The following is an 18,371-nucleotide window of genomic DNA, read 5'->3' as shown; positions in this document are numbered from 1 at the left end:
CCGGTGGTCGTGCTCGCGGCGGGCACGCCGCCGCGCAGGTCAGGCGGTGGCGAGCACCGGCTGCGTGACTCGCGCGGTCGAGGGTGCGGTCACCGCGGCGGTGGCGCCGGACATCGACCGGATCGCCCAGCCGGTGAGGCCGAACGCCACGCCGAGGCCCATGACCAGGAGCGCGACACCGAAGGCGACGACCGAGGTGAACAGCGACGCCCGCAGGAACGAGCCGGTCATGACCGTGCCCTTGAGGCCGTTGATCTTCGCGTACTCGGGGTCGGCGTTCATCTCGGCGGGCGTCTTGCCCTCCGCGGTGAGCTTGTCGCCGAGCGCCTTCGCCTGGCCGCTGACCTCGGCGTACGTCTGGCCGCCCGTCGCCTTGAGCGCGTGGTGCTTGATGATGTCCGCCTGGGCGAACGCCTCCCACGGCGTGTCGACGAGCTGCCCGCCGAAGTGCGAGGCGTCGGGCGAGACGGTGATGTTCTCCGCCTTGAGGTTGCTCGACACCGCCGCCCACGTGACGGCGCCGGAGACGAGGAAGATGCCGCCCAGGACCATGACGATGATGCCGAGCAGGCCGGTGCGGGATGCGGGACGAGCGGTGGTGGTGCTCATGTCGTTGGACTCCTTCGAGTTCCCCCGGTGTGCGGGTCTCTCGGACCCGAAGAGCCGATCGGGCTCATGTGGAGATCGTTGCCCACCGCCGAGCGATCCCCTCGGGACCCAGGTCCCAGGAGCGGGTGAGATGACGCCGCAGGTCAGTGCACGTGGCGCGGACGGTCGTGGGCGCGCGCGGAGGAGGGCGCGTCCGCACCGGGGAGCCCGGACGTGCCCTCCTCCTTGCCGGCCACGCATCCCCACGCACCGGCGGTCGCCCCCTGCTGCCCCGGCCGACCGCACCCGCCGGACCCGGGGTCATGACCGCCATCCGACCGCACCCGCGCAACCCGCACCCGGGACCTAGGTCACTGCCACCCGCTGCAGGCCGCCCACGAGGCCCTCGACCAGGAACTCGAACGACCGGTCGACGTCGTCGGGCATGCCGAAGCCGCCGTCGAGCTCGAGGGCCACGAAACCGTGCACGGCGGCGCGTACCGCACGGACCGCGTCGATATGGCGTGCGGCGGGGACCCCGAGCTCGGCGACGGCGGCGGACAGCTCGGCGACGACCGCTCCGCCGGCGGCGCGCACGGCGTCCCCGGCGGGGTCGTGGATCCACAGCCCGCCCTGCACGGCCTGGTAGCGGCCGGGGGAGCGGTGTGCCAGGTCGCGCACCGCCTGGGCGATGGCCCGCAGGCGGTCGGGGCCGTCGTGCTGGGCGCGGACGGCCGCGAGCCGCTCGCCGAGCTCCGTCACGCACGTCAGCGCGACCTCGCGGCGCAGCGCGGGCAGGCCGTCGACGTGCTTGTACAGGCTGGGCACCGCGACCCCGGCACGAGCGGCGACGGCCGCGAGCGTCAGGTCGGTGAACCCGGTCGGCCCGCCGTCGTCGACGACCGCCAGGGCGATCGCGACGACGGCGGCCCGGTCGAGGCCCGCCCTAGGCACGGGTGGAGGCCCGGACCTGGAACCTCCCGGCGGCGTCCCGGGGGAGCCCCTGGAGGAAGGCCAGGGTGCGGGGGACGACGACCTCGGGTGCCTGGTTCTGCGGGTAGTGGCCGACCTCGGGGATCAGCGTGACGTCGGCGTCGATGGCACCGCGGATCCACTCGGCCTCGGCCGCCGGGTCCTTGAAGTCGGGGTCGACGGCGCCGACGAACGCGACGGCGGGGGCGACGACCTCGGGCACGCGCGCCTCCACCGGGGCGTGCGTGAGCTGGACGGTGAGGTGCCGGAACGAGCGCAGGTGAGCGGGGTCCTTCATCGCCGCGCGCAGGTCGGCGACGTGCTCGTCGAGCCACGGCGCCTTCGTGCCGCGGTTGAGGTACCCGCGGTAGTAGGCCGCCCACACGGCGGCGCCCCACGGGCGGGCGAACAGGGCGCGCTCGAGCCCGTGCATGGTGGCCGTCACGACGGCGGGCAGGGACGGCTCGCGCAGGAACGGTCCGGTGAGCACGAGGCCGGCGACGAGGTCCGGGCGCTCGGCGGCCGCCCATGCGGCCGCGCTGGCGCCCATGGAGTTGCCGCCCAGGACGGCGGGGCCGCCGAGGTGCTCGACCAGCGCGAGGACGTCCTGCCCGGTCACGACGTCGCCGTGGGTGGTGAACGTGGTGTCGGAGTCGCCGTGGCCGCGCAGGTCCATGACGGCGACGCGGTGACCGGACTCGAGGAGGGGGCCGACGAGCTCGCGCCACGTGCTGCGCAGGTCGCCCATGCCCGGGACCAGGACGACGAGCGGGGCCTGCGCCGGGCCGTCGACCGTGTAGGCGATGCGGCCCTCGGGCCGCTGCAGGTGGTGCACCGTGGTGGTCATGGAGAAAAGCTAATGGCATTAGCCAAGCCGGTCAAGAGGTGAGCTGTCGGCCGCTGTTGGCAAGATGGTCCGGCACTGTCATCCATCGAAGGAGTACGTCATGTCCGCAGCGCTTCCCGAGGCGTCCGGGTCGTTCGGCGAGAAGCCCACGCTCACCTTCCCCGACGCGCAGGCACCTGCCGAGCTCGAGGTGCAGGTCCTGTCCCGCGGCGACGGCGCGCTCGTCGAGGCCGGCGACGACATCGAGGTGCACTACCTCGGCCAGACGTGGGGCGGTCACGTCTTCGACAACTCCTACGACCGCCGCGAGTCCATCAGCTTCCCGATCGGCGTCGGCGCCGTCATCGGCGGCTGGGACGAGGGTCTCGTCGGCCAGCAGGTCGGCTCGCGGGTGCTCCTGTCCATCCCGTCGCACCTCGGGTACGGCGACCGTGGCGCGCCGCAGGCGGGCATCCGTGGCGGCGACACGCTGGTGTTCGTCGTGGACATCGTCAACACCAGCAACTGAGGCACCACGACCCCGCCGTCCGGTCCGCCGGCGGCGGGGTCGTGCGTAGGGTCGGGAACGTGCGACCGGACGCCGACCTCACGATCGGAGAGCTCGCCCGCAGGTCGGGCCTGTCTCTCAAGGCCCTGCGCCTGTACGACGCACGGGGCATCCTCCCGCCCGCCCGGGTCGATCCCGACAACGGGTACCGGTACTACTCGCCCGACCAGCTGGAGCAGGCGCGCACGATCGCCCTCCTCCGGAGGCTGGACATGCCGTTGGCGCTGGTCGCCGACGTGCTGGCCGGGCCGGGCGACGAGCTCGCCGGGACGGTCCGCACCTGGTGGGCCGACCGGCGCCGGGAGCTGGACGACCGGGGACCTGCGGTCGACCTGGTCGTGCGGACCCTGGCAAAGACGGCCGGGCGGCCGGTCCTGGCGGTGACCGGGTTCAGCACGTCCGACGTCGACGTCCGGCAGGCCCCTGCCCGACGCGTCGCCTCGATCCGCCGCCATGTGGGCCAGCCGGAGCTCGTGGCGGCGTTCACGTCGGACGTGCTCGCGCTGCGCCACCACCTCGCCGGGTCGGGGGCGACCACCGGCTGCGAGTTCTGGGTGCTCTTCCACGGCGCCGTCGGCCCCGACGGGGACGGGCCGGTCGAGACCTGCGTGCCGTACGAGGGTCACGCCGACCCGGCCGGGGAGGTCGTGCTGCGCGAGGAGCCCGCCGCCCTGCTCGCCGCCGTGCCGGTGACCGCGGCCCAGTGCCGGTACCCGCAGATCATCGGGGCGTACCTGGCGCTCGACGGGTGGTTCGTCGAGCAGGGGATCGAGGGATCCGGGCCGCTGCGCGAGCTCTATCCCGTGCCGTGGTCGGACGAGGGCGTCGTCGCCCACGTCGCGCAGCCCGTGCCCGCCGGCGCGACGTCGGTGCGGACCTCGGGGAGACCGACCTCTTGACCCTGCCCCAGGGGCAGACCGGAGGCTGACTGCCATGCCCACCATCGACGCATACGCCCAGCACAGCCGCTACTCCGACCCCGGCATCCACGCCGCGCTGCTCGCCGACATCGCACCGACACCCGCCGCGCTGCACCAGGCCGCCTGCGCGACGCTCGTGCACTACCGCGGCCAGGCCTCCGAGCTCGCCGACGGCCAGGTCGCCGACGTCGACCTGCGCTGGCTCGCCGACGTGCTCGACGTCGCGACGGCACGGGTGCCCGGCCCGCTCGCCACCGACCGGCCGGTGCCCGACCGGGTCGCCGGGTGCTGCCGGGACTTCACGCTGCTCGCCGTGGGTGCGCTGCGGGAGCACGGGATCCCCGCGCGCAGCCGGATCGGGTTCGCCGGGTACTTCGAGGAGGGGTTCCACTACGACCACGTCGTCGCCGAGCGCTGGGACGGCCACCGGTGGGTCAGGTTCGACGCCATGCTCGACCCCGCACGCGGACTGCGACCCGGACAGCGACCCGGCCCGCAGGGCTGGGGTTTCGACGTGCACGACATCCCCGCCGGTGCGGGAGCGCCGTTCCAGACGGCTGCCGAGGTGTGGCTGCAGGTGCGGGCCGGGACGGTCGACGCAAGCGTCTTCGGCGTCGACCCGTCCCTGCCCGAGCTCGGGGGCGCCGAGTTCGTCCGGCAGTACGTGCTGATGGAGCTCGCACACCGGCAGCGCGACGAGCTCCTGCTGTGGGACCTCTGGAGCGCCGTGCCGGACGACGTCTGGCGTGCCGTGCCGAAGGACGGGCCGGACGACGGGCCGGAAGGCGGGCCGGGCCAGGCGCCGGCCGGCATGCCGGCCGCTCCCGGCGACGACCTCGACCGTGTCGCCGACCGGGTCGCGGAGCTGCTGGTCCGGGCCGACGCCGGGGACGCGGGTGCCGAGGCTGCGCTCGACGAGGTGTACGCCGCGGCCTCGCTCGTCAACCCGAACCGCGCGGCCGTCGTCACGATGTCGCCGACCGGCCGGGTGGGCGACACCGACCTGGAGGCGCGGCGGACGCTCTGGCGGTCGTGACCCGGCTCGGGCCGCGGGCGGTCCTGACCCGGCTCGGGCCGCACGCGGTCCTGACCCGGCTCGGGCCGCACGCGGTCAGCCGGCGAGCACGTGCCGGTCGAGGAAGTCGTTGCGGAACACGCCGTCGGGGTCCGCGCGCGCGACGAGCGCCCGGAAGTCGGCCGACCGCGGGTACAGCCGGGCCAGGTCCCGGTCCACGTCGGCGAACAGCTTGCCCCAGTGCGGCCGCGCCTCGAAGGGGGCGAGCGCGGCCTCGATGGTGGGGAGCAGCGCTCCGACCTCGGCCTGGCGCGGGAGCCACGTGAAGTGCAGGCCGACGACGTCCTCGCCGTACGCCGTCGACAGCCACAGGTCGTCGGCCGCCACGGTACGCAGCTCGGTGACCTGCAGGAGCGGCGCGATCCGGTCCCGCAGCTCCCGGAGGGCGGAGATCGCCCCGACGGCATGCCGGCGCGGCACGAGGTACTCGGACTGCAGCTCGTCGCCGTTGCTCGGCGTGAACGCCACCTTGAAGTGCGGCAGCCGCTCGTGCCAGGGGCCGGGGACGCCGAGCTGCTGCGTCGCGTTGACGGGGTCGATGCCGGGGAGCATGTGCCGCTGGCTGTCGGCCGGCGTCCCGCCGAACAGGTCCTCCCGTGGGGCGTACGAGGAGGTCACCCGGGTCTTGCGCCAGACCTGCCGCAACGTGGGTCCGGCCCAGTCGGTGAACACGCTCACGGAGTCGGCGCTCGACGTGAGCTCGTCGAAGTGCTCCAGGACCGCGTCCCAGGGGACGTCGAGGTGCACCTCCTGGGCGACGTCGAAGGTGGGCTCGACGTCGAGGGTGACGCGGGCAGCGACGCCGAGCGCACCGAGTGCCACGACCGATCCCGCGAAGTCGTCGTCGCCCCGGGCCACGTGCCGCAGCTCCCCACCGGGCCCGACGAGCGCGAGAGCCGAGACGGCGGCCGCGAGGTTCTGCGACCGGTCGCCCGACCCGTGCGTCGCCGTCGCGACCGCACCGGCGACGCTGATGTGGGGGAGCGACGCCAGGTTGTGCACGGCCCAGCCGGCGGCGTGCAGCTGCTCGGCCAGCGCCCCGTAGCGCACCCCGCCCCCGACCGTGACGGTGCGGGCGTCCGTGTCGAGCACGACGTCCGGCTCGATCGCGTCGAGCACCACGAGGGCGTCCGGTCCGTCGGCGACGTCGTTGAAGCAGTGCCGAGTCCCGAGCGCCCGGACGTGGCGCGCACCCGCGACGACCTCCTGCAGCTCGTCGACCGTGGTCGGGCGGTGCACGGTCCGGGCGGTGTACGTGTAGTTGCCGGCCCACGTGGTCAGAGTCATGTGCGGTCCCCCGTCGACAGGCCTCCCGGCCCTGGTCGGGCCCCGTCTCGACCCGTCGGGCCAACGTACGTCAGGTGCCTGACCTGGACCTCGGTCCGGCGCGGCGTGGACGTGCATGGACCGTGCAGCACCCGTGTCATTACCGTTCGTGACAAGCCGCTCCGACGGGTTGTGCACGAGCCACCACCGGAGGCGGCAGGTGACGGGTCACGGGGGCCCCGGCCTGCTGCACGGCGGGCGGGCGGTCGACGAGGGGCGCGTCGGCCGCCCGCCCGACGAACTCCGGCCGGCTCCCCTCGGGAGAGCCGGCCGGAGCGTCCTCGACGAGGTCAGGCGCCGGTCGGGCGGGGGCAGGACACCCCGGTGCCGCCCAGCCCGCAGTACCCGCTCGGGTTCTTGTCGAGGTACTGCTGGTGGTAGCCCTCGGCGTAGTAGAACGTCCCCGCCTCCGACGCCGGGCGGATCTCCGTCGTGACGGCGCCGAAGCCGGACCGGGTCAGCCGCGGCTGGTACTCGTCCCTGGTGCGCTTCGCGGCCTCCGCCTGCTCGGGCGTGGTGGTGTAGAGCGCGGACCGGTACTGCGTGCCGCGGTCGTTGCCCTGCCGGTAGCCCTGCGTCGGGTCGTGCGACTCCCAGAACGTCCGGAGCACGTCGTCGTCGGAGATCACCGTCGGGTCGTAGGCGACGAGCACGGCCTCGGTGTGCCCGGTCAGGCCGGTGCACGTCTCCTCGTAGGTGGGGTACGGCGTGTAGCCGCCCTGGTAGCCGACGGCCGTGGTGACCACTCCGGGGGTCTGCCAGAAGGCGCGCTCCGCACCCCAGAAACAGCCCATGGCGACGTACAGCACCCGGGTGCCGTCCGGCCAGGGCCCGTGCAGCGGGGTGCCCAGGACCGTGTGCGTCGTGGGTACCGCGTAGGCGTAGTCGTCTCGACCGGCGAGAGCCCGCTCGGGCTCGACCATCGTGGAGGAGAGTGCGGATCCGAACAGCCAGCTCATGGTGCGGGGTCCTTTCCCGGGAGGCGTCGGGGTGGCTGGGTCGCCGCCTGATCCTTCCCGGCGTGTGCAACCGCCCTGGACCTGCCGGTGTTCCCGTCACCACCTAGCCTGAGGGCGTGACGACCGACCCCCGCGCGCCCGGGTACGACTGGACCGCCGCCGGCTTCTCCACCCGCGCCATCCATGCAGGTCAGGAGCCCGACGCGGCGACGGGAGCCGTCGTGCCGCCCATCTTCCAGGTCTCCACGTACAAGCAGGACGGGGTCGGTGGTCTGCGCAGCGGGTACGAGTACTCGCGCTCCGCCAACCCCACCCGGACGGCCCTCGAGGAAGCGCTCGCGGCAGCGGAAGGGGGAGCGGCCGGGTTCGCGTTCGCGTCGGGTCTCGCGGCCGAGGACACCCTGCTGCGTGCGGTGCTGCGACCGGGCGACCACGTCGTCGTCCCCGACGACGCCTACGGGGGCACGTACCGCCTGGTGGCCAAGGTGTTCGGGCCGTGGGGGGTCGAGCACACGGCCGTGGACCTGTCCGACCCGGCGGCCGTGATCGCCGCGATCGAGCCCGGCCGCACCAAGGTCGTGTGGGTCGAGACGCCGACGAACCCGCTGCTCGGCGTGGCGGACGTCGCGGAGCTCGCGGCGCACGCCCGGTCGACAGGCGTGCTGCTCGTCGTCGACAACACGTTCGCGACGCCGTACCTGCAGAACCCGCTCGCGCTGGGGGCGGACGTCGTCGTGCACTCGACGACGAAGTACGTGGGCGGCCACTCGGACGTGGTGGGCGGTGCCCTCGTGGTCGCGGACGGCGCCCAGCTCCCGGTGGGGCTCGCCGGGCCGACGGGGACCACGAACCTGGCTGACGCCCTGCGGTTCCACCAGAACGCGTCCGGGGCCGTCGCCGGGCCGTTCGACGCGTGGCTCACGCTGCGCGGGCTGCGCACGCTCGCCGTGCGGATGGACCGGCACGTCGCCAACGCGACCCGGGTCGCCGAGTTCCTGGTGGCGCACGACGCCGTCCCGCACGTGATCTATCCCGGGCTCCCCGAGCACCCCGGCCACGAGGTCGCCGCCCGGCAGATGCGCGGCTTCGGCGGCATGGTGTCGTTCCGGACCGGCAGCGAGGCCTCGGCGGTGGCCGTGTGCGGGGCGACCGAGGTCTTCACGCTCGCCGAGTCGCTCGGTGGCGTCGAGTCGCTCATCGAGCACCCCCACCGGATGACGCACGGGTCGGTGGCGGGGACCGCACTGGAGGTCCCCGACGACCTCGTGCGTCTCTCGGTGGGCATCGAGGACGTCGACGACCTGCTCGCCGACCTGGACCGTGCGCTCGCCGCCGGGCGGACCGCGTGAGCGCCCGCGACGTGGTGCCCGGCACGGCCGAGCCAGTGATGCCCGACGACCGCAGGAGGGAACCCATGACGAGCCAGGCCACCCGTCCGGCGGAGGAACGCGCCGTCGTCGTCGTCGCGAGCCAGGGGGCGGAGGCCGCCCGGCCGGTGCCGCAGTCCGTGCGTACTGCGGCGTCCTGGTCGTGGCGGCTGCTGCTGATCGGGGCCGCGCTCGCCGTCCTGATGTGGCTGCTGTCGGTGCTGAAGGTCGTCGTCGTGCCGGTGGCGGTCGCGCTGCTCGTCACGGTCCTGCTCACACCACTCGTGCACTGGCTGCAGGCCAAGGTCAGGCTGCCGAGGGTGGCTGCGTGCGCGGTCGCGCTGCTCGGGCTCGTGGCCCTCGTCGGCGCCCTGCTGACGCTCGCCGGACGCTCGATCGTCAAGGGCATCGGCGAGATCTGGGACCAGGCCGCCGAGGGCATCGACAAGATCACCGAGTGGCTCTCCACCGGGCCGCTGGGCCTGTCCAGTGCGGACCTCACCTCGTTGACCGACCAGCTGCGGTCGGCGACGGGCGGCGGGGGCAGCTCGCAGCTCGTCTCCGGGGCGCTGCACGCCACCACGACGATCGGCCACGTGCTCGCCGGGACCCTGATCGCGCTGTTCTGCACGTTCTTCTTCCTGCTCGACGGCCGGACCATCTGGGCCTGGGTCGTCGGCCTGCTGCCTCGCGGGTCGCGCGAGCACGTGCACCAGGCGGGCCGGCGCGGCGTCGTGACGCTCGGCGCGTACACCCGCACCCAGATCCTGGTGGCCGCGGTGGACGCGATCGGCATCGGGCTCGGCGCCGCGATCCTGCAGGTGCCGCTCGCGCTGCCGCTGGCGATCCTCGTGTTCCTCGGCTCGTTCGTCCCGATCGTCGGCGCGGTCGTCACCGGGTCGATCGCGATCCTCGTCGCGCTCGTCGCACAGGGCCCGGGGGCCGCCCTGATCATGCTCGCCGTCGTGGTGACCGTGCAGCAGATCGAGGGCCACGTGCTGCAGCCGTTCCTGATGGGGCACGCCGTCTCGCTGCACCCGATCGCCGTGCTGCTCGCCGTCGCCGCGGGCTCCTTCGTCGCCGGCATCATCGGCGCCCTCTTCGCCGTGCCCGTCGCCGCCGTGCTGAACACGATGGTGCTGTACCTGCACGGGCACGACAAGTTCCCCCAGCTCGGCCGTGACGACCACGTCTCCGTGCGTGGGCGCGGCCACCCCGTGCTCGACCGGGCGATCGCCCAGGTGGTCGAGCGTGAGTCCGAGCTGCGCGCCGAGTCCGACGAGGTCGACGACGAGCTCGGTGACGAGCCGGCGACCGGCCCGGACAGCAGCGCCGTCGCCGCACCGGAGCGCGACCGTCCGTGATCGGCCTCGCGGACGTCCAGAAGGCTGCCGAGCTGCTGGAGGGCGTCGCGGACCCCACGCCGGTGCAGGTCAGCAGGGCCCTGTCGCGGCTCGTCGGCGGGGACGTGTGGCTCAAGTGCGAGAACCTGCAGCGGGCCGGCTCGTTCAAGATCCGTGGCGCGTACGTGCGGATGGCGCGGCTGAGCACAGCGGAGCGGAACCGCGGTGTGGTCGCTGCCAGCGCCGGCAACCACGCCCAGGGCGTCGCCCTCGCCGCCCGCATCCTCGGCATCGGTGCGGTGGTGTTCATGCCGGTCGACGCCGCGCTGCCCAAGGTGGCGACCCGGGACTACGGCGCCCACGTGGAGCTGGCCGGGCGGAGCGTCGACGAGGCCCTCGTGCACGCGCAGGAGCACGCGGACCGGACGGGCGCCGTGCTCATCCACCCGTTCGACCACGCGGACGTGGTCGCCGGCCAGGGCACCCTCGCGCTCGAGATCCTCGACCAGGTGCCCGACGTCGCGACCGTCGTGGTGCCCGTGGGCGGCGGCGGCCTCGCTGCGGGGATCGTCGCGGCGCTCTCCGAGGCGCGTCCGCACGTGCGCGTGGTCGGCGTGCAGGCCGCCCGCGCGGCCGCCTATCCCGCCTCGCTCGCCGTGCACCGCCCGGTGCGGGCCCCGGAGCTGCGGACCATGGCCGACGGCATCGCGGTCGGCTTTCCGGGCACCGTGCCGTTCGAGGTCCTCGACACCCGGCGCGTCGACGTCCGGACCGTCTCCGAGGAGGACATCTCACGGGCCCTGCTGCTGGTCGCCGAGCGGGCCAAGCTGCTCGTCGAGCCGTCCGGGGCCGTCGCGGTCGCGGCGTTGATGGCGGCGCCGCGCGACTTCGAGGCGCCCGTCGTGGCGGTGCTGTCGGGCGGCAACATCGACCCCCAGGTGCTCCTGCGGGTGGTCAGGCACGGGCTGGCGTCGGCGGGACGGTTCCTGCAGATCCGGGTCCGGATCCACGACACGCCCGGCGCCCTGGCGGCGCTGCTGCAGCACCTGGCCTCGTCGGGGGGCAACGTGATGGACGTGTCCCATGTGCGCACCGGCGGCGACCTCGCGCTCGACGAGGTCGGGGTGGAGGTGCAGGTCGAGACCAAGGGACCCGACCACTGCGCGCAGGTCCTGCAGGACCTGCGCGGGCAGGGGTACCGGCTGCAGGACCCGTGACCCGCACGCCGCGGGCGGCGTCGGGACGAGCCCGCGCGGCCGTCAGCCGGACGCCGGACCCTCCTCGGCGCGGAACGGCTTGGCCGCCACGATCTCCACCGGGATCTCGCGCCCGTTCGGCGCGGTGTACGCCGTGGAGTCGCCCACGGACCGCCCGAGGATCGCGGCGCCCAGCGGCGACGTGGGGGAGAAGACCTCGATCTCGGCGTCCCCGGCGATCTCGCGGGACCCGAGCAGGAACACCATCTGGTCGCCGGCGACGGACGCGGTCACGACCATGCCGGGGACGACGATCCCGTTGTCCTCGGGCGTGCTGATCTGCACGTTGTGCAGCTTCGCCTCGAGCTCGCGGATGCGGGCCTCCTGCTTGCCCTGCTCCTCGCGGGCCGCGTGGTAGCCGCCGTTCTCCTTCAGGTCGCCCTCGTCCCGGGCGGCCGCGATGCGTGCGGTGATCTCCGCGCGGCCCGCGCCCTTGAGGCGGTCGAGCTCGGTGCTGAGCCGGTCGTAGGCCTCCTGCGTCAGCCAGGTGGCCGCAGTCGTGTCGGTCACGATCGCTCCTTCCATGCGTGAGTGCCGGACGTGCCGGCAGGTCGTCCCCAGACGGCGCCGCTGCTCGACGCACACGGGTGGGAGAGCCTCTGGCGGGGGTGCTCGCCGTGCCTTCTCGGTCGCGTCGACCTGGTGGTCACGCCGGACCGGGGCGGCGTGTGAAACGGCAAGGATAGCAACCGGGGCGCTCGCGGGTGCCCCGAAGGGTGCCGTGGGTCACACATGACCTGGGCGCCGGGCCTGCGGTGTCACGGATGATCGGGGTTGCGGCCCGCGGTGTCAGTACCCGTCCACGGCAGGCGCGCCGCCGGGCTCGAGGCGGTCGCACGACGCGACCGTGCCGCTCACGGCGAGCTCCGCGGTCGGCACGGTCACGGTGACCCGTCGTGTCCCCGTCTCGGCGGGACCGACCTCCACGGTGCGCACGCCGACCTCGGCGAACGACTGGGAGAGCGCCTGGACCCGGCACGACACGGTGTCGTCGCGCGGCTTGGTGACCTCGAAGGTGACCTGCACCGACGTGGCGTCGTCCACGTGGTAGCCGACGTCCTTCCAGGACACGGGCTGGTCGACGACGCCGATCGCCACCCACACCAGCAGGCCGACGGCGACGACGCCGAGCACGGCCCAGCCGAGCCACCGGCGCACGCCCGTGCGCGGGGCCACCGCCGGGCCGTAGCGGCCTTCGGGCGGCTGGACGCCGGGGGTGGGTGTCACGGGGCTCCTCGTCGTGCGCCTCGACATGGGCGTCGACGTGCCGCTCGGCCAGGTCCTGGGGCCGGCGGTGCGCGAGCACCTCGGGGCGTGCGCGATCATTGTCTCTCGTCCCACCGCTGGTCCGGACCGTGGGGTCCGACGCGTGGGCGCGCGACGGGAGGGCTCGAAGGTGACCGAAGAGCGGCTGCGACTGATGGCGGTGCACGCCCACCCCGACGACGAGTCGAGCAAGGGTGCCGCGACCACCGCGATGTACGCCGCCCACGGCGTCGACGTGCTGGTGGTGACGTGCACCGGAGGCGAGCGCGGCGATGTGCTGAACCCGAGCTACGGCGAGGTGGAGGGCGGGATCGAAGGCATGCGGGCGGTGCGCCTGCTCGAGATGGCCGCCGCCGCAGAAGCCCTCGGGATCCGTCAGCACTGGCTCGGCTTCGTCGACTCGGGGCTGCCGGAGGGTGACCCGCTGCCGCCGCTGCCCGAGGGCTGCTTCGCGCTCGTCCCGCTGGAGGAGGCGACCGCACCCCTCGTGGAGGTGGTCCGCGACTTCCGGCCGCACGTCATCACGACGTACGACCCCTCGGGCGGCTACCCCCACCCCGACCACGTGATGTGCCACCGGGTCTCCGTCGAGGCGTTCGCGGCCGCGGGCGACCCTGACCGCTACCCCGACCGGGGCGAGCCGTGGACGCCGCTCAAGCTCTACTACAACCACGGCTTCTCGCTCGCGCGCATGCGTGCGGTCCACGACGCGCTCGTCGCCGCCGGTCGCGAGTCGCCGTTCGGCGACTGGATCGACTCGCGAGAGGCCCGCGAGGTTCCGGAGCGGCAGGTCACCACGCACGTCCCCTGCAGCGCGTTCTTCCCCGCCCGGGACGCCGCGCTCCGGGCGCACGCCACGCAGATCGACCCGGACGGCTTCTTCTTCGCCGTGCCGCGGGAGGTCGAGCTGGCCCAGTGGCCCACCGAGGAGTACGAGCTGGCCGAGGCGCGGGTGCCGGTGACGCTCCCGGAGGACGACCTGTTCGCGGGCATCCGGGGCGTGGCCTCCTCCCAGGACGGAGCCTGATGGGCCGGGTGCTGCTCGCCGGGCTCGCGCTCGTCGAGCCCGGCCCGTCGTCGTCGGGCGGCGTCACGGTCACCGACGCGACAGAGGGGTCACCCGGGTTCATCGGGTTCGTGGTGACCTTCGTGCTGGCGCTCGCAGCCGTGGGCCTCTTCCTGTCGCTGACGAAGCAGCTGAGGATCGTCGACCGGCGTGCCAAGCAGCTCGGGCTCGACGACGAGGCGCCTCGTCAGGACCGCAGTGTGGTCGACGCGGGGGCGGCCGGGCCGGACCTCGAGGTGGACGCCGACCTGGACACGACGCTCCGCCACCCGCCGCAGGACCCGGACGACCGGCCGAGGGACGAGGGCGGCGGCCCTCAGGCGGGTGGCCCGGGGCAGGGCCGCGGGCGATGAGCCGACCCGAGCCGCCGGTCCGTCCGGCCGTCCGCATCACCGTCGGGCAGGTCGAGGTCAGCGACGACCGGGCGGCCAACCGTCAGCTCGTCGCCGAGGCGTTCGCGGTGGCGGCGCACCGCAGGTCCGACCTGCTCGTGCTCCCCGAGTACGCCTCGGCGTTCGAGCAGCACGGTGTCGGGGCGGCCTACGCCGAGCCGCTGTCCGGGCCGTTCGTCACGCTGCTGCGCGAGCGGGCAGCCGCGACGGGCGTCGCCGTGATCGCCGGGACGCTGCTTCCCGGCACCGACGGCCGGGCCGTGAACGCGGTCGTCGGGGTCGACGGGACCGGGCGGCTCGTCGGCGTCTACCGCAAGGTGCACCTCTACGACGCGTTCGGTCAGCGCGAGTCCGACCGGCTCGAGGCCGGCCCGGCCGACGCTTCACCCCTCGTGATGGAGGTCGCCGGCGTGCGGTTCGGCGTGCTCACCTGCTACGACCTGCGGTTCCCCGAGTCGGCGCGCCGTGCGGTCGACGCCGGGGCGGACGCGCTCGTCGTGCCGGCCGCGTGGGCCGACGGTGAGCTGAAGGCGATGCACTGGCGGACGCTCGCCATCGCGCGCGCGATCGAGAACACCGCCGCGGTGGTCGCGGTCGGCCAGGCGGGGGCCGGGGTGGTGGGCCGCTCTGTCGTCGTCGGGCCCGACGGGGTGGTGGGCCTCGAGCTCGACGAGGCCGCCGGCATCAGGACCGTGGACCTGGACGCCGCGGCGCTCGCCGCGGTGCGGGAGCGCAACCCCTCGCTGGCGAACCGGCGCTACCGGGTGGTCCCGAAGGACTGACCGCCGCGGACCCAGGCGCCGGGCCGACGCGCCGGTCGGGCGCGGCAGGCGCGTCAGGCCGAGCCGTACGAGGCCATCGACACCGCGATGTAGTGGCACGCGAACGCCACCACGGTGAGGGCGTGGAACACCTCGTGGAACCCGAACCACCGGGGGCTCGGGTTGGGGCGCTTGAGCCCGTAGACCACGGCGCCGAGCGTGTAGGCCAGGCCCCCCGCGGCGACGAGCAGGACGATCTCGAGGCCGCCGCCGCGGTAGAACGCCGGGAAGAACCACACGGCGACCCAGCCGAGCGCCAGGTAGACGGGCACGTAGACCCACCGTGGTGCGCCGAGCCAGAAGATGCGCGACAGCATGCCCAGCAGCGCGCCGGACCACACGACGACCAGCAGCACCTTCGCGGTCTGCGCCGGGAGCAGCAGCACCGCGAGCGGTGTGTAGGTGCCGGCGATGATGAGGAAGATGTTGGTGTGGTCGAGCCGGCGGAGCACGCCGCTGACCCGTGGTGACCAGCGGCCGCGGTGGTAGACGGCGCTCGTGCCGAAGAGCATCACCGCGGTCAGCCCGAACACGGCAGTCGACCACCTCGCGGCGGGCGTGGGGGACAGCGCGACGAGCACGACGGACGCCACCAGCACCAGGGGTGCGACGCCCGCGTGGATCCAGCCTCGGAGGCGGGGCTTGACGGAGTCGGCCACCTGTTCGGCCGCGCGGGAGACGCTCACGGTGACATCCTCCCGCAGTGTCGGGGATGTGGACGACGACCCGGGGCGGGGCGCGGAGGTGGCACTCACGGAGGCACTCGTCTCGTCGAGGAAGCTAAGTTACGAGACCGTAGGTTACGGCACCGTAACCTGAGGTGTCGAACTCGTGGTCGGTCGGGCGGAACGGGCGTGCGGGACGGGCGTGCGGGCGGGCGTGCGGGCGGGCGTGCGGGCACCGCGCAGGAGGCTGACGCGGTCCTCGGACCGTCCACGACGGCGCGGCACGGCCGGTACGGTGAACGTGGTCCACCACGCCGCACGGACCGCACCCCCCGACGACGACCCCAGGAGACCTGCGTGCGTCTGCCCCATCCGCTGTACGGGCTGTACGAGCGCCGCCTGGCGGCCTCGCTCCCGGCGGACCGGGTACCCCGCCACGTGGGCGTCATCCTCGACGGCAACCGTCGCTGGGCGCGCAGCGCGGGCACGTCCACCGCCCGGGGCCACCAGGCGGGCGCCGACAAGATCGCCGACCTCCTCGGGTGGAGCGAGGACATCGGCGTCGAGGTCGTCACGCTCTGGATGCTGTCCACCGACAACCTCGAGCGCTCACCCGAGGAGCTCGACCCGCTGCTCGCCATCATCGAGTCGGCCGTCCGCGGCCTCGCGGCGACCCGCCGGTGGCGGCTCCAGCCGATGGGCGCCCTCGAGCTGCTGCCGGACCACACCGCCGCCGCGCTGCGTGCCGCCCAGGACGCCACCGCCGACGTCGTCGGGCTGCACGTCAACGTCGCCGTCGGCTATGGCGGACGTCGCGAGATCGCCGACGCCGTGCGCTCCTTCCTGCGCGAGCACGCCGAGGCAGGGACCGACCTCGACGAGCTCGCCGAGCAGTTCGACATGGAGCACATCGCCGAGCGCCTCTACACCAAGGGCCAGCCCGACCCCGACCTCGTGATCCGCACCTCCGGCGAGCAGCGGCTCGGCGGGTTCCTGCTCTGGCAGAGCGCGCACTCCGAGTTCTACTTCTGCGAGGCGTACTGGCCCGACTTCCGGCGGGTCGACTTCCTGCGGGCGTGCCGGGCGTACGCGGCCCGCGAGCGTCGCCTCGGCCGCTGACCCCGGATCGAGAGCGTCGCCTCGGCCGCTGACCCCGGATCGAGAGCGTCGCCTCGGCCGCTGACCCCGGATCGAGAGCGTCGCCTCGGCCGCTGAACCCGGCTCGCGAGCGTCGCCTCGGCCGCTGACCCCGGGCTCGCCGACGACACGCCGACAGGTCGGTGCGACGGGATGTATCGACCGAGTGAACGGTATGTGACGACTGCGCGTGTCTGCCCGGGCATGTCCGAGGCCCGGGCTACGTTCCGCGATAGAGGACGGCGACCGCCGTCCCGGGAGGCCAGCCCATGGAGCATCCGCTCCGGGAGGAGGGTCGGACCCGGCCCTCTTTCACCGGAGGGGCCGACCACCCCCGTCCCGTCGCCGAACGTCGGCTCCCCGGTCCGCGTGCGCGGACTGCCGGCGTGAGGCGCCCTGAACGGCGCCACTGAGCGCCGGAGGGAGCCTGCCGTGGTCAGCAAGGCACAGCACGTCACGGACGCCTTCACCCCCAGCGACACCGTCGACGGACCGATCACGTACGTCCTCGACACCTCCGTGCTCCTGTCCGACCCCAAGGCGATCCTGCGGTTCGCGGAGCACGACGTGGTCCTGCCCGTCGTCGTGATCACCGAGCTCGAGGGCAAGCGGCACCACGCGGAGCTCGGGTACTTCGCCCGGTCCGCCCTGCGGATGCTCGACGACCTGCGCATCGAGCACGGCCGCCTCGACGCCCCGCTCCCGATCGGCGACCAGGGCGGCACCCTGCGCGTCGAGCTCAACCACACCGACCCGTCCGTGCTGCCCGCCGGCTTCCGGCTCGGCGACAACGACACGCGCATCCTGGCGGTCGCGGCCAACCTCGCCGCCGAGGGGCGCGACGTGACGGTCGTGTCCAAGGACCTCCCGATGCGCGTCAAGGCGTCCGCGGTGGGCCTCCGGGCCGAGGAGTACCGGGCCGAGCTCGCCGTCGACTCCGGCTGGACCGGGATGGACACGCTCGACCTCACCGAGCAGCAGATGGCCGACCTGTGGGAGCACGAGTCGGTCGCGCTCGCGGACGTCGACCCCGGGTTCCAGGCGCCCGGCGGCTCGGGTGCCCCGGCCGACCTGCCGTGCCACACCGGCCTCGTGCTGCACAGCCCGCGCGGGTCCGCGCTCGGGCGGGTCACCGCCGACAAGCACGTGCAGCTCGTCCGGGGCGACCAGGACGTGTTCGGCGTGCACGGCCGCAGCGCCGAGCAGCGGATCGCGATCGACCTGCTGCTCGACGAGGAGGTCGGGATCGTCTCGCTCGGTGGCCGGGCCGGGACCGGTAAGTCCGCCCTGGCCCTGTGCGCCGGGCTGGAGGCGGTGCTGGAGCGGCGGCAGCACCGCAAGGTCATGGTGTTCCGGCCGCTGTACGCCGTCGGGGGCCAGGACCTCGGCTACCTGCCGGGCAGCGAGGCGGAGAAGATGAACCCCTGGGCGCAGGCCGTGTTCGACACGCTCGGCGCGCTCGTCAGCAAGGAGGTCGTCGAGGAGGTGCTCGACCGGGACATCCTCGAGGTGCTCCCGCTCACGCACATCCGCGGCCGGTCGCTGCACGACGCGTTCGTGATCGTCGACGAGGCCCAGTCGCTCGAGCGGAACGTGCTGCTCACCGTGCTGTCCCGCATCGGCCAGTCGTCCCGGGTGGTCCTCACGCACGACGTCGCCCAGCGGGACAACCTGCGGGTCGGCCGGCACGACGGCGTCGCCGCGGTCATCGAGGCGCTCAAGGGCCACCCGCTGTTCGCGCACGTGACGCTGACCCGGTCGGAGCGGTCGCCCGTCGCCGCGCTGGTCACCGAGCTGCTGGAGGGTATCGAGGTCTGACGCCGG

General features: G+C 74.0%; 19 protein-coding genes. 11 read left to right on the top strand and 8 right to left on the bottom strand.

The genetic code is table 11. From position 1 onward, the window contains the following. Positions 1 to 39 precede the first annotated feature (39 nt). From ACVW07_RS07035 to ACVW07_RS07025, 3 genes are all read right to left on the bottom strand, one after another. Positions 40 to 609: an aromatic ring-opening dioxygenase LigA gene (locus ACVW07_RS07035; RefSeq protein WP_456818537.1), complete on the bottom strand. Its 570-nt coding sequence runs from the start codon at positions 607 to 609 to the stop codon at positions 40 to 42. A 345-nt stretch (positions 610 to 954) separates the two neighbouring features. Then, on the bottom strand, positions 955 to 1,542 hold the full coding sequence (locus ACVW07_RS07030) for a TetR-like C-terminal domain-containing protein (protein ID WP_456818536.1): 588 nt from the start codon (positions 1,540 to 1,542) through the stop codon (positions 955 to 957). Next, positions 1,535 to 2,407 (bottom strand): alpha/beta fold hydrolase, encoded by an 873-nt coding sequence (locus ACVW07_RS07025; protein WP_456818535.1) that lies wholly within the window; start codon positions 2,405 to 2,407, stop codon positions 1,535 to 1,537. Before ACVW07_RS07025 ends, ACVW07_RS07030 begins: the two co-directional genes overlap by 8 nt. 100 nt (positions 2,408 to 2,507) lie before the next feature. Between ACVW07_RS07025 and ACVW07_RS07020 the strand changes: the two genes are divergently transcribed. From ACVW07_RS07020 to ACVW07_RS07010, 3 genes are read left to right on the top strand one after another with little or no spacing between them, the layout of a single operon-like run. Beyond that, positions 2,508 to 2,915 (top strand): FKBP-type peptidyl-prolyl cis-trans isomerase, encoded by a 408-nt coding sequence (locus ACVW07_RS07020; RefSeq protein ID WP_456818534.1) that lies wholly within the window; start codon positions 2,508 to 2,510, stop codon positions 2,913 to 2,915. Between the two features lie 59 nt (positions 2,916 to 2,974). Further along, positions 2,975 to 3,853: a MerR family transcriptional regulator gene (locus ACVW07_RS07015; RefSeq protein WP_456818533.1), complete on the top strand. Its 879-nt coding sequence runs from the start codon at positions 2,975 to 2,977 to the stop codon at positions 3,851 to 3,853. A 34-nt stretch (positions 3,854 to 3,887) separates the two neighbouring features. Next, complete coding sequence (locus ACVW07_RS07010) at positions 3,888 to 4,910, top strand: transglutaminase-like domain-containing protein (RefSeq protein ID WP_456818532.1); 1,023 nt, start codon at positions 3,888 to 3,890, stop codon at positions 4,908 to 4,910. 75 nt (positions 4,911 to 4,985) lie between these two features. On the opposite strand, the gene ACVW07_RS07005 is transcribed toward ACVW07_RS07010, so the two are convergent. Next, complete coding sequence (locus ACVW07_RS07005) at positions 4,986 to 6,236, bottom strand: D-arabinono-1,4-lactone oxidase (protein WP_456818531.1); 1,251 nt, start codon at positions 6,234 to 6,236, stop codon at positions 4,986 to 4,988. 329 nt (positions 6,237 to 6,565) lie between these two features. Further along, a complete protein-coding gene (msrA, locus tag ACVW07_RS07000; RefSeq protein ID WP_456818530.1) occupies positions 6,566 to 7,234 on the bottom strand; it encodes a peptide-methionine (S)-S-oxide reductase MsrA in 669 nt (222 codons plus the stop codon). Positions 7,235 to 7,350: 116 nt separating this feature from the next. On the opposite strand from msrA, the gene ACVW07_RS06995 reads away from it, so the two are divergent. From ACVW07_RS06995 to ilvA, 3 genes are all read left to right on the top strand, one after another. Next, positions 7,351 to 8,583 carry a cystathionine gamma-synthase gene (locus ACVW07_RS06995; RefSeq protein WP_456818529.1) on the top strand — a complete coding sequence of 411 codons (1,233 nt, stop codon included), beginning with the start codon at positions 7,351 to 7,353 and terminating at the stop codon, positions 8,581 to 8,583. A 65-nt stretch (positions 8,584 to 8,648) separates the two neighbouring features. Continuing rightward, positions 8,649 to 9,965, top strand: coding sequence for an AI-2E family transporter (locus tag ACVW07_RS06990; protein ID WP_456818528.1), 1,317 nt, complete (start codon positions 8,649 to 8,651; stop codon positions 9,963 to 9,965). Continuing rightward, positions 9,962 to 11,161, top strand: coding sequence for a threonine ammonia-lyase (gene ilvA / locus ACVW07_RS06985; RefSeq protein WP_456818527.1), 1,200 nt, complete (start codon positions 9,962 to 9,964; stop codon positions 11,159 to 11,161). Before ACVW07_RS06990 ends, ilvA begins: the two co-directional genes overlap by 4 nt. A gap of 42 nt (positions 11,162 to 11,203) precedes the next feature. Here ilvA and greA read toward each other — a convergent pair whose 3' ends face one another. Both greA and ACVW07_RS06975 read right to left on the bottom strand, forming a co-directional pair. After that, on the bottom strand, positions 11,204 to 11,710 hold the full coding sequence (gene greA, locus ACVW07_RS06980; RefSeq protein ID WP_456818526.1) for a transcription elongation factor GreA: 507 nt from the start codon (positions 11,708 to 11,710) through the stop codon (positions 11,204 to 11,206). 279 nt (positions 11,711 to 11,989) lie between these two features. Further along, on the bottom strand, positions 11,990 to 12,427 hold the full coding sequence (locus ACVW07_RS06975; RefSeq protein ID WP_456818525.1) for a DUF4307 domain-containing protein: 438 nt from the start codon (positions 12,425 to 12,427) through the stop codon (positions 11,990 to 11,992). Between the two features lie 193 nt (positions 12,428 to 12,620). On the opposite strand from ACVW07_RS06975, the gene mca reads away from it, so the two are divergent. The 3 genes from mca to ACVW07_RS06960 are packed head-to-tail and all read left to right on the top strand — an operon-like array spanning position 12,621 to position 14,706. Further along, on the top strand, positions 12,621 to 13,493 hold the full coding sequence (gene mca, locus ACVW07_RS06970) for a mycothiol conjugate amidase Mca (RefSeq protein ID WP_456821044.1): 873 nt from the start codon (positions 12,621 to 12,623) through the stop codon (positions 13,491 to 13,493). Further along, positions 13,493 to 13,885, top strand: a complete 393-nt coding sequence (locus ACVW07_RS06965; protein WP_456818524.1) for a hypothetical protein — start codon at positions 13,493 to 13,495, stop codon at positions 13,883 to 13,885. Before mca ends, ACVW07_RS06965 begins: the two co-directional genes overlap by 1 nt. Continuing rightward, positions 13,882 to 14,706 carry a nitrilase-related carbon-nitrogen hydrolase gene (locus tag ACVW07_RS06960; RefSeq protein WP_456818523.1) on the top strand — a complete coding sequence of 275 codons (825 nt, stop codon included), beginning with the start codon at positions 13,882 to 13,884 and terminating at the stop codon, positions 14,704 to 14,706. The genes ACVW07_RS06965 and ACVW07_RS06960 overlap by 4 nt, the downstream gene beginning before the upstream one ends. A gap of 53 nt (positions 14,707 to 14,759) precedes the next feature. Here ACVW07_RS06960 and trhA read toward each other — a convergent pair whose 3' ends face one another. Further along, on the bottom strand, positions 14,760 to 15,449 hold the full coding sequence (gene trhA, locus ACVW07_RS06955; protein ID WP_456821043.1) for a PAQR family membrane homeostasis protein TrhA: 690 nt from the start codon (positions 15,447 to 15,449) through the stop codon (positions 14,760 to 14,762). A 318-nt stretch (positions 15,450 to 15,767) separates the two neighbouring features. Here trhA and ACVW07_RS06950 point away from each other — a divergent pair, with 318 nt between their 5' ends. Both ACVW07_RS06950 and ACVW07_RS06945 read left to right on the top strand, forming a co-directional pair. Then, on the top strand, positions 15,768 to 16,529 hold the full coding sequence (locus ACVW07_RS06950) for an isoprenyl transferase (protein ID WP_456818522.1): 762 nt from the start codon (positions 15,768 to 15,770) through the stop codon (positions 16,527 to 16,529). Between the two features lie 450 nt (positions 16,530 to 16,979). Continuing rightward, the gene (locus ACVW07_RS06945; protein WP_456818521.1) at positions 16,980 to 18,365 is read left to right on the top strand and encodes a PhoH family protein; all 1,386 of its coding nucleotides are present in this window, start codon (positions 16,980 to 16,982) and stop codon (positions 18,363 to 18,365) included. The last annotated feature ends 6 nt before the right edge of the window (positions 18,366 to 18,371 follow it).

Source organism: Cellulomonas sp. URHB0016, from assembly GCF_054057935.1.
The sequence above is the reverse complement of the archived record's forward strand: the minus strand, read 5'-3'. Positions and strand labels throughout refer to the sequence as shown.

Bases quoted from the DNA above. Each gene is read 5' to 3' on its own strand.
- ACVW07_RS06990 (WP_456818528.1), top strand. From the start codon at position 8,649: ATGACGAGCCAGGCCACCCGTCCGGCGGAGGAACGCGCCGTCGTCGTC.
- ACVW07_RS07005 (WP_456818531.1), bottom strand. From the start codon at position 6,236: ATGACTCTGACCACGTGGGCCGGCAACTACACGTACACCGCCCGGACC.
- ACVW07_RS07025 (WP_456818535.1), bottom strand. From the start codon at position 2,407: ATGACCACCACGGTGCACCACCTGCAGCGGCCCGAGGGCCGCATCGCC.
- ACVW07_RS06960 (WP_456818523.1), top strand. From the start codon at position 13,882: ATGAGCCGACCCGAGCCGCCGGTCCGTCCGGCCGTCCGCATCACCGTC.
- mca (WP_456821044.1), top strand. From the start codon at position 12,621: ATGGCGGTGCACGCCCACCCCGACGACGAGTCGAGCAAGGGTGCCGCG.
- ACVW07_RS07020 (WP_456818534.1), top strand. From the start codon at position 2,508: ATGTCCGCAGCGCTTCCCGAGGCGTCCGGGTCGTTCGGCGAGAAGCCC.
- ACVW07_RS07035 (WP_456818537.1), bottom strand. From the start codon at position 609: ATGAGCACCACCACCGCTCGTCCCGCATCCCGCACCGGCCTGCTCGGC.
- ACVW07_RS07010 (WP_456818532.1), top strand. From the start codon at position 3,888: ATGCCCACCATCGACGCATACGCCCAGCACAGCCGCTACTCCGACCCC.
- ACVW07_RS06965 (WP_456818524.1), top strand. From the start codon at position 13,493: ATGGGCCGGGTGCTGCTCGCCGGGCTCGCGCTCGTCGAGCCCGGCCCG.
- msrA (WP_456818530.1), bottom strand. From the start codon at position 7,234: ATGAGCTGGCTGTTCGGATCCGCACTCTCCTCCACGATGGTCGAGCCC.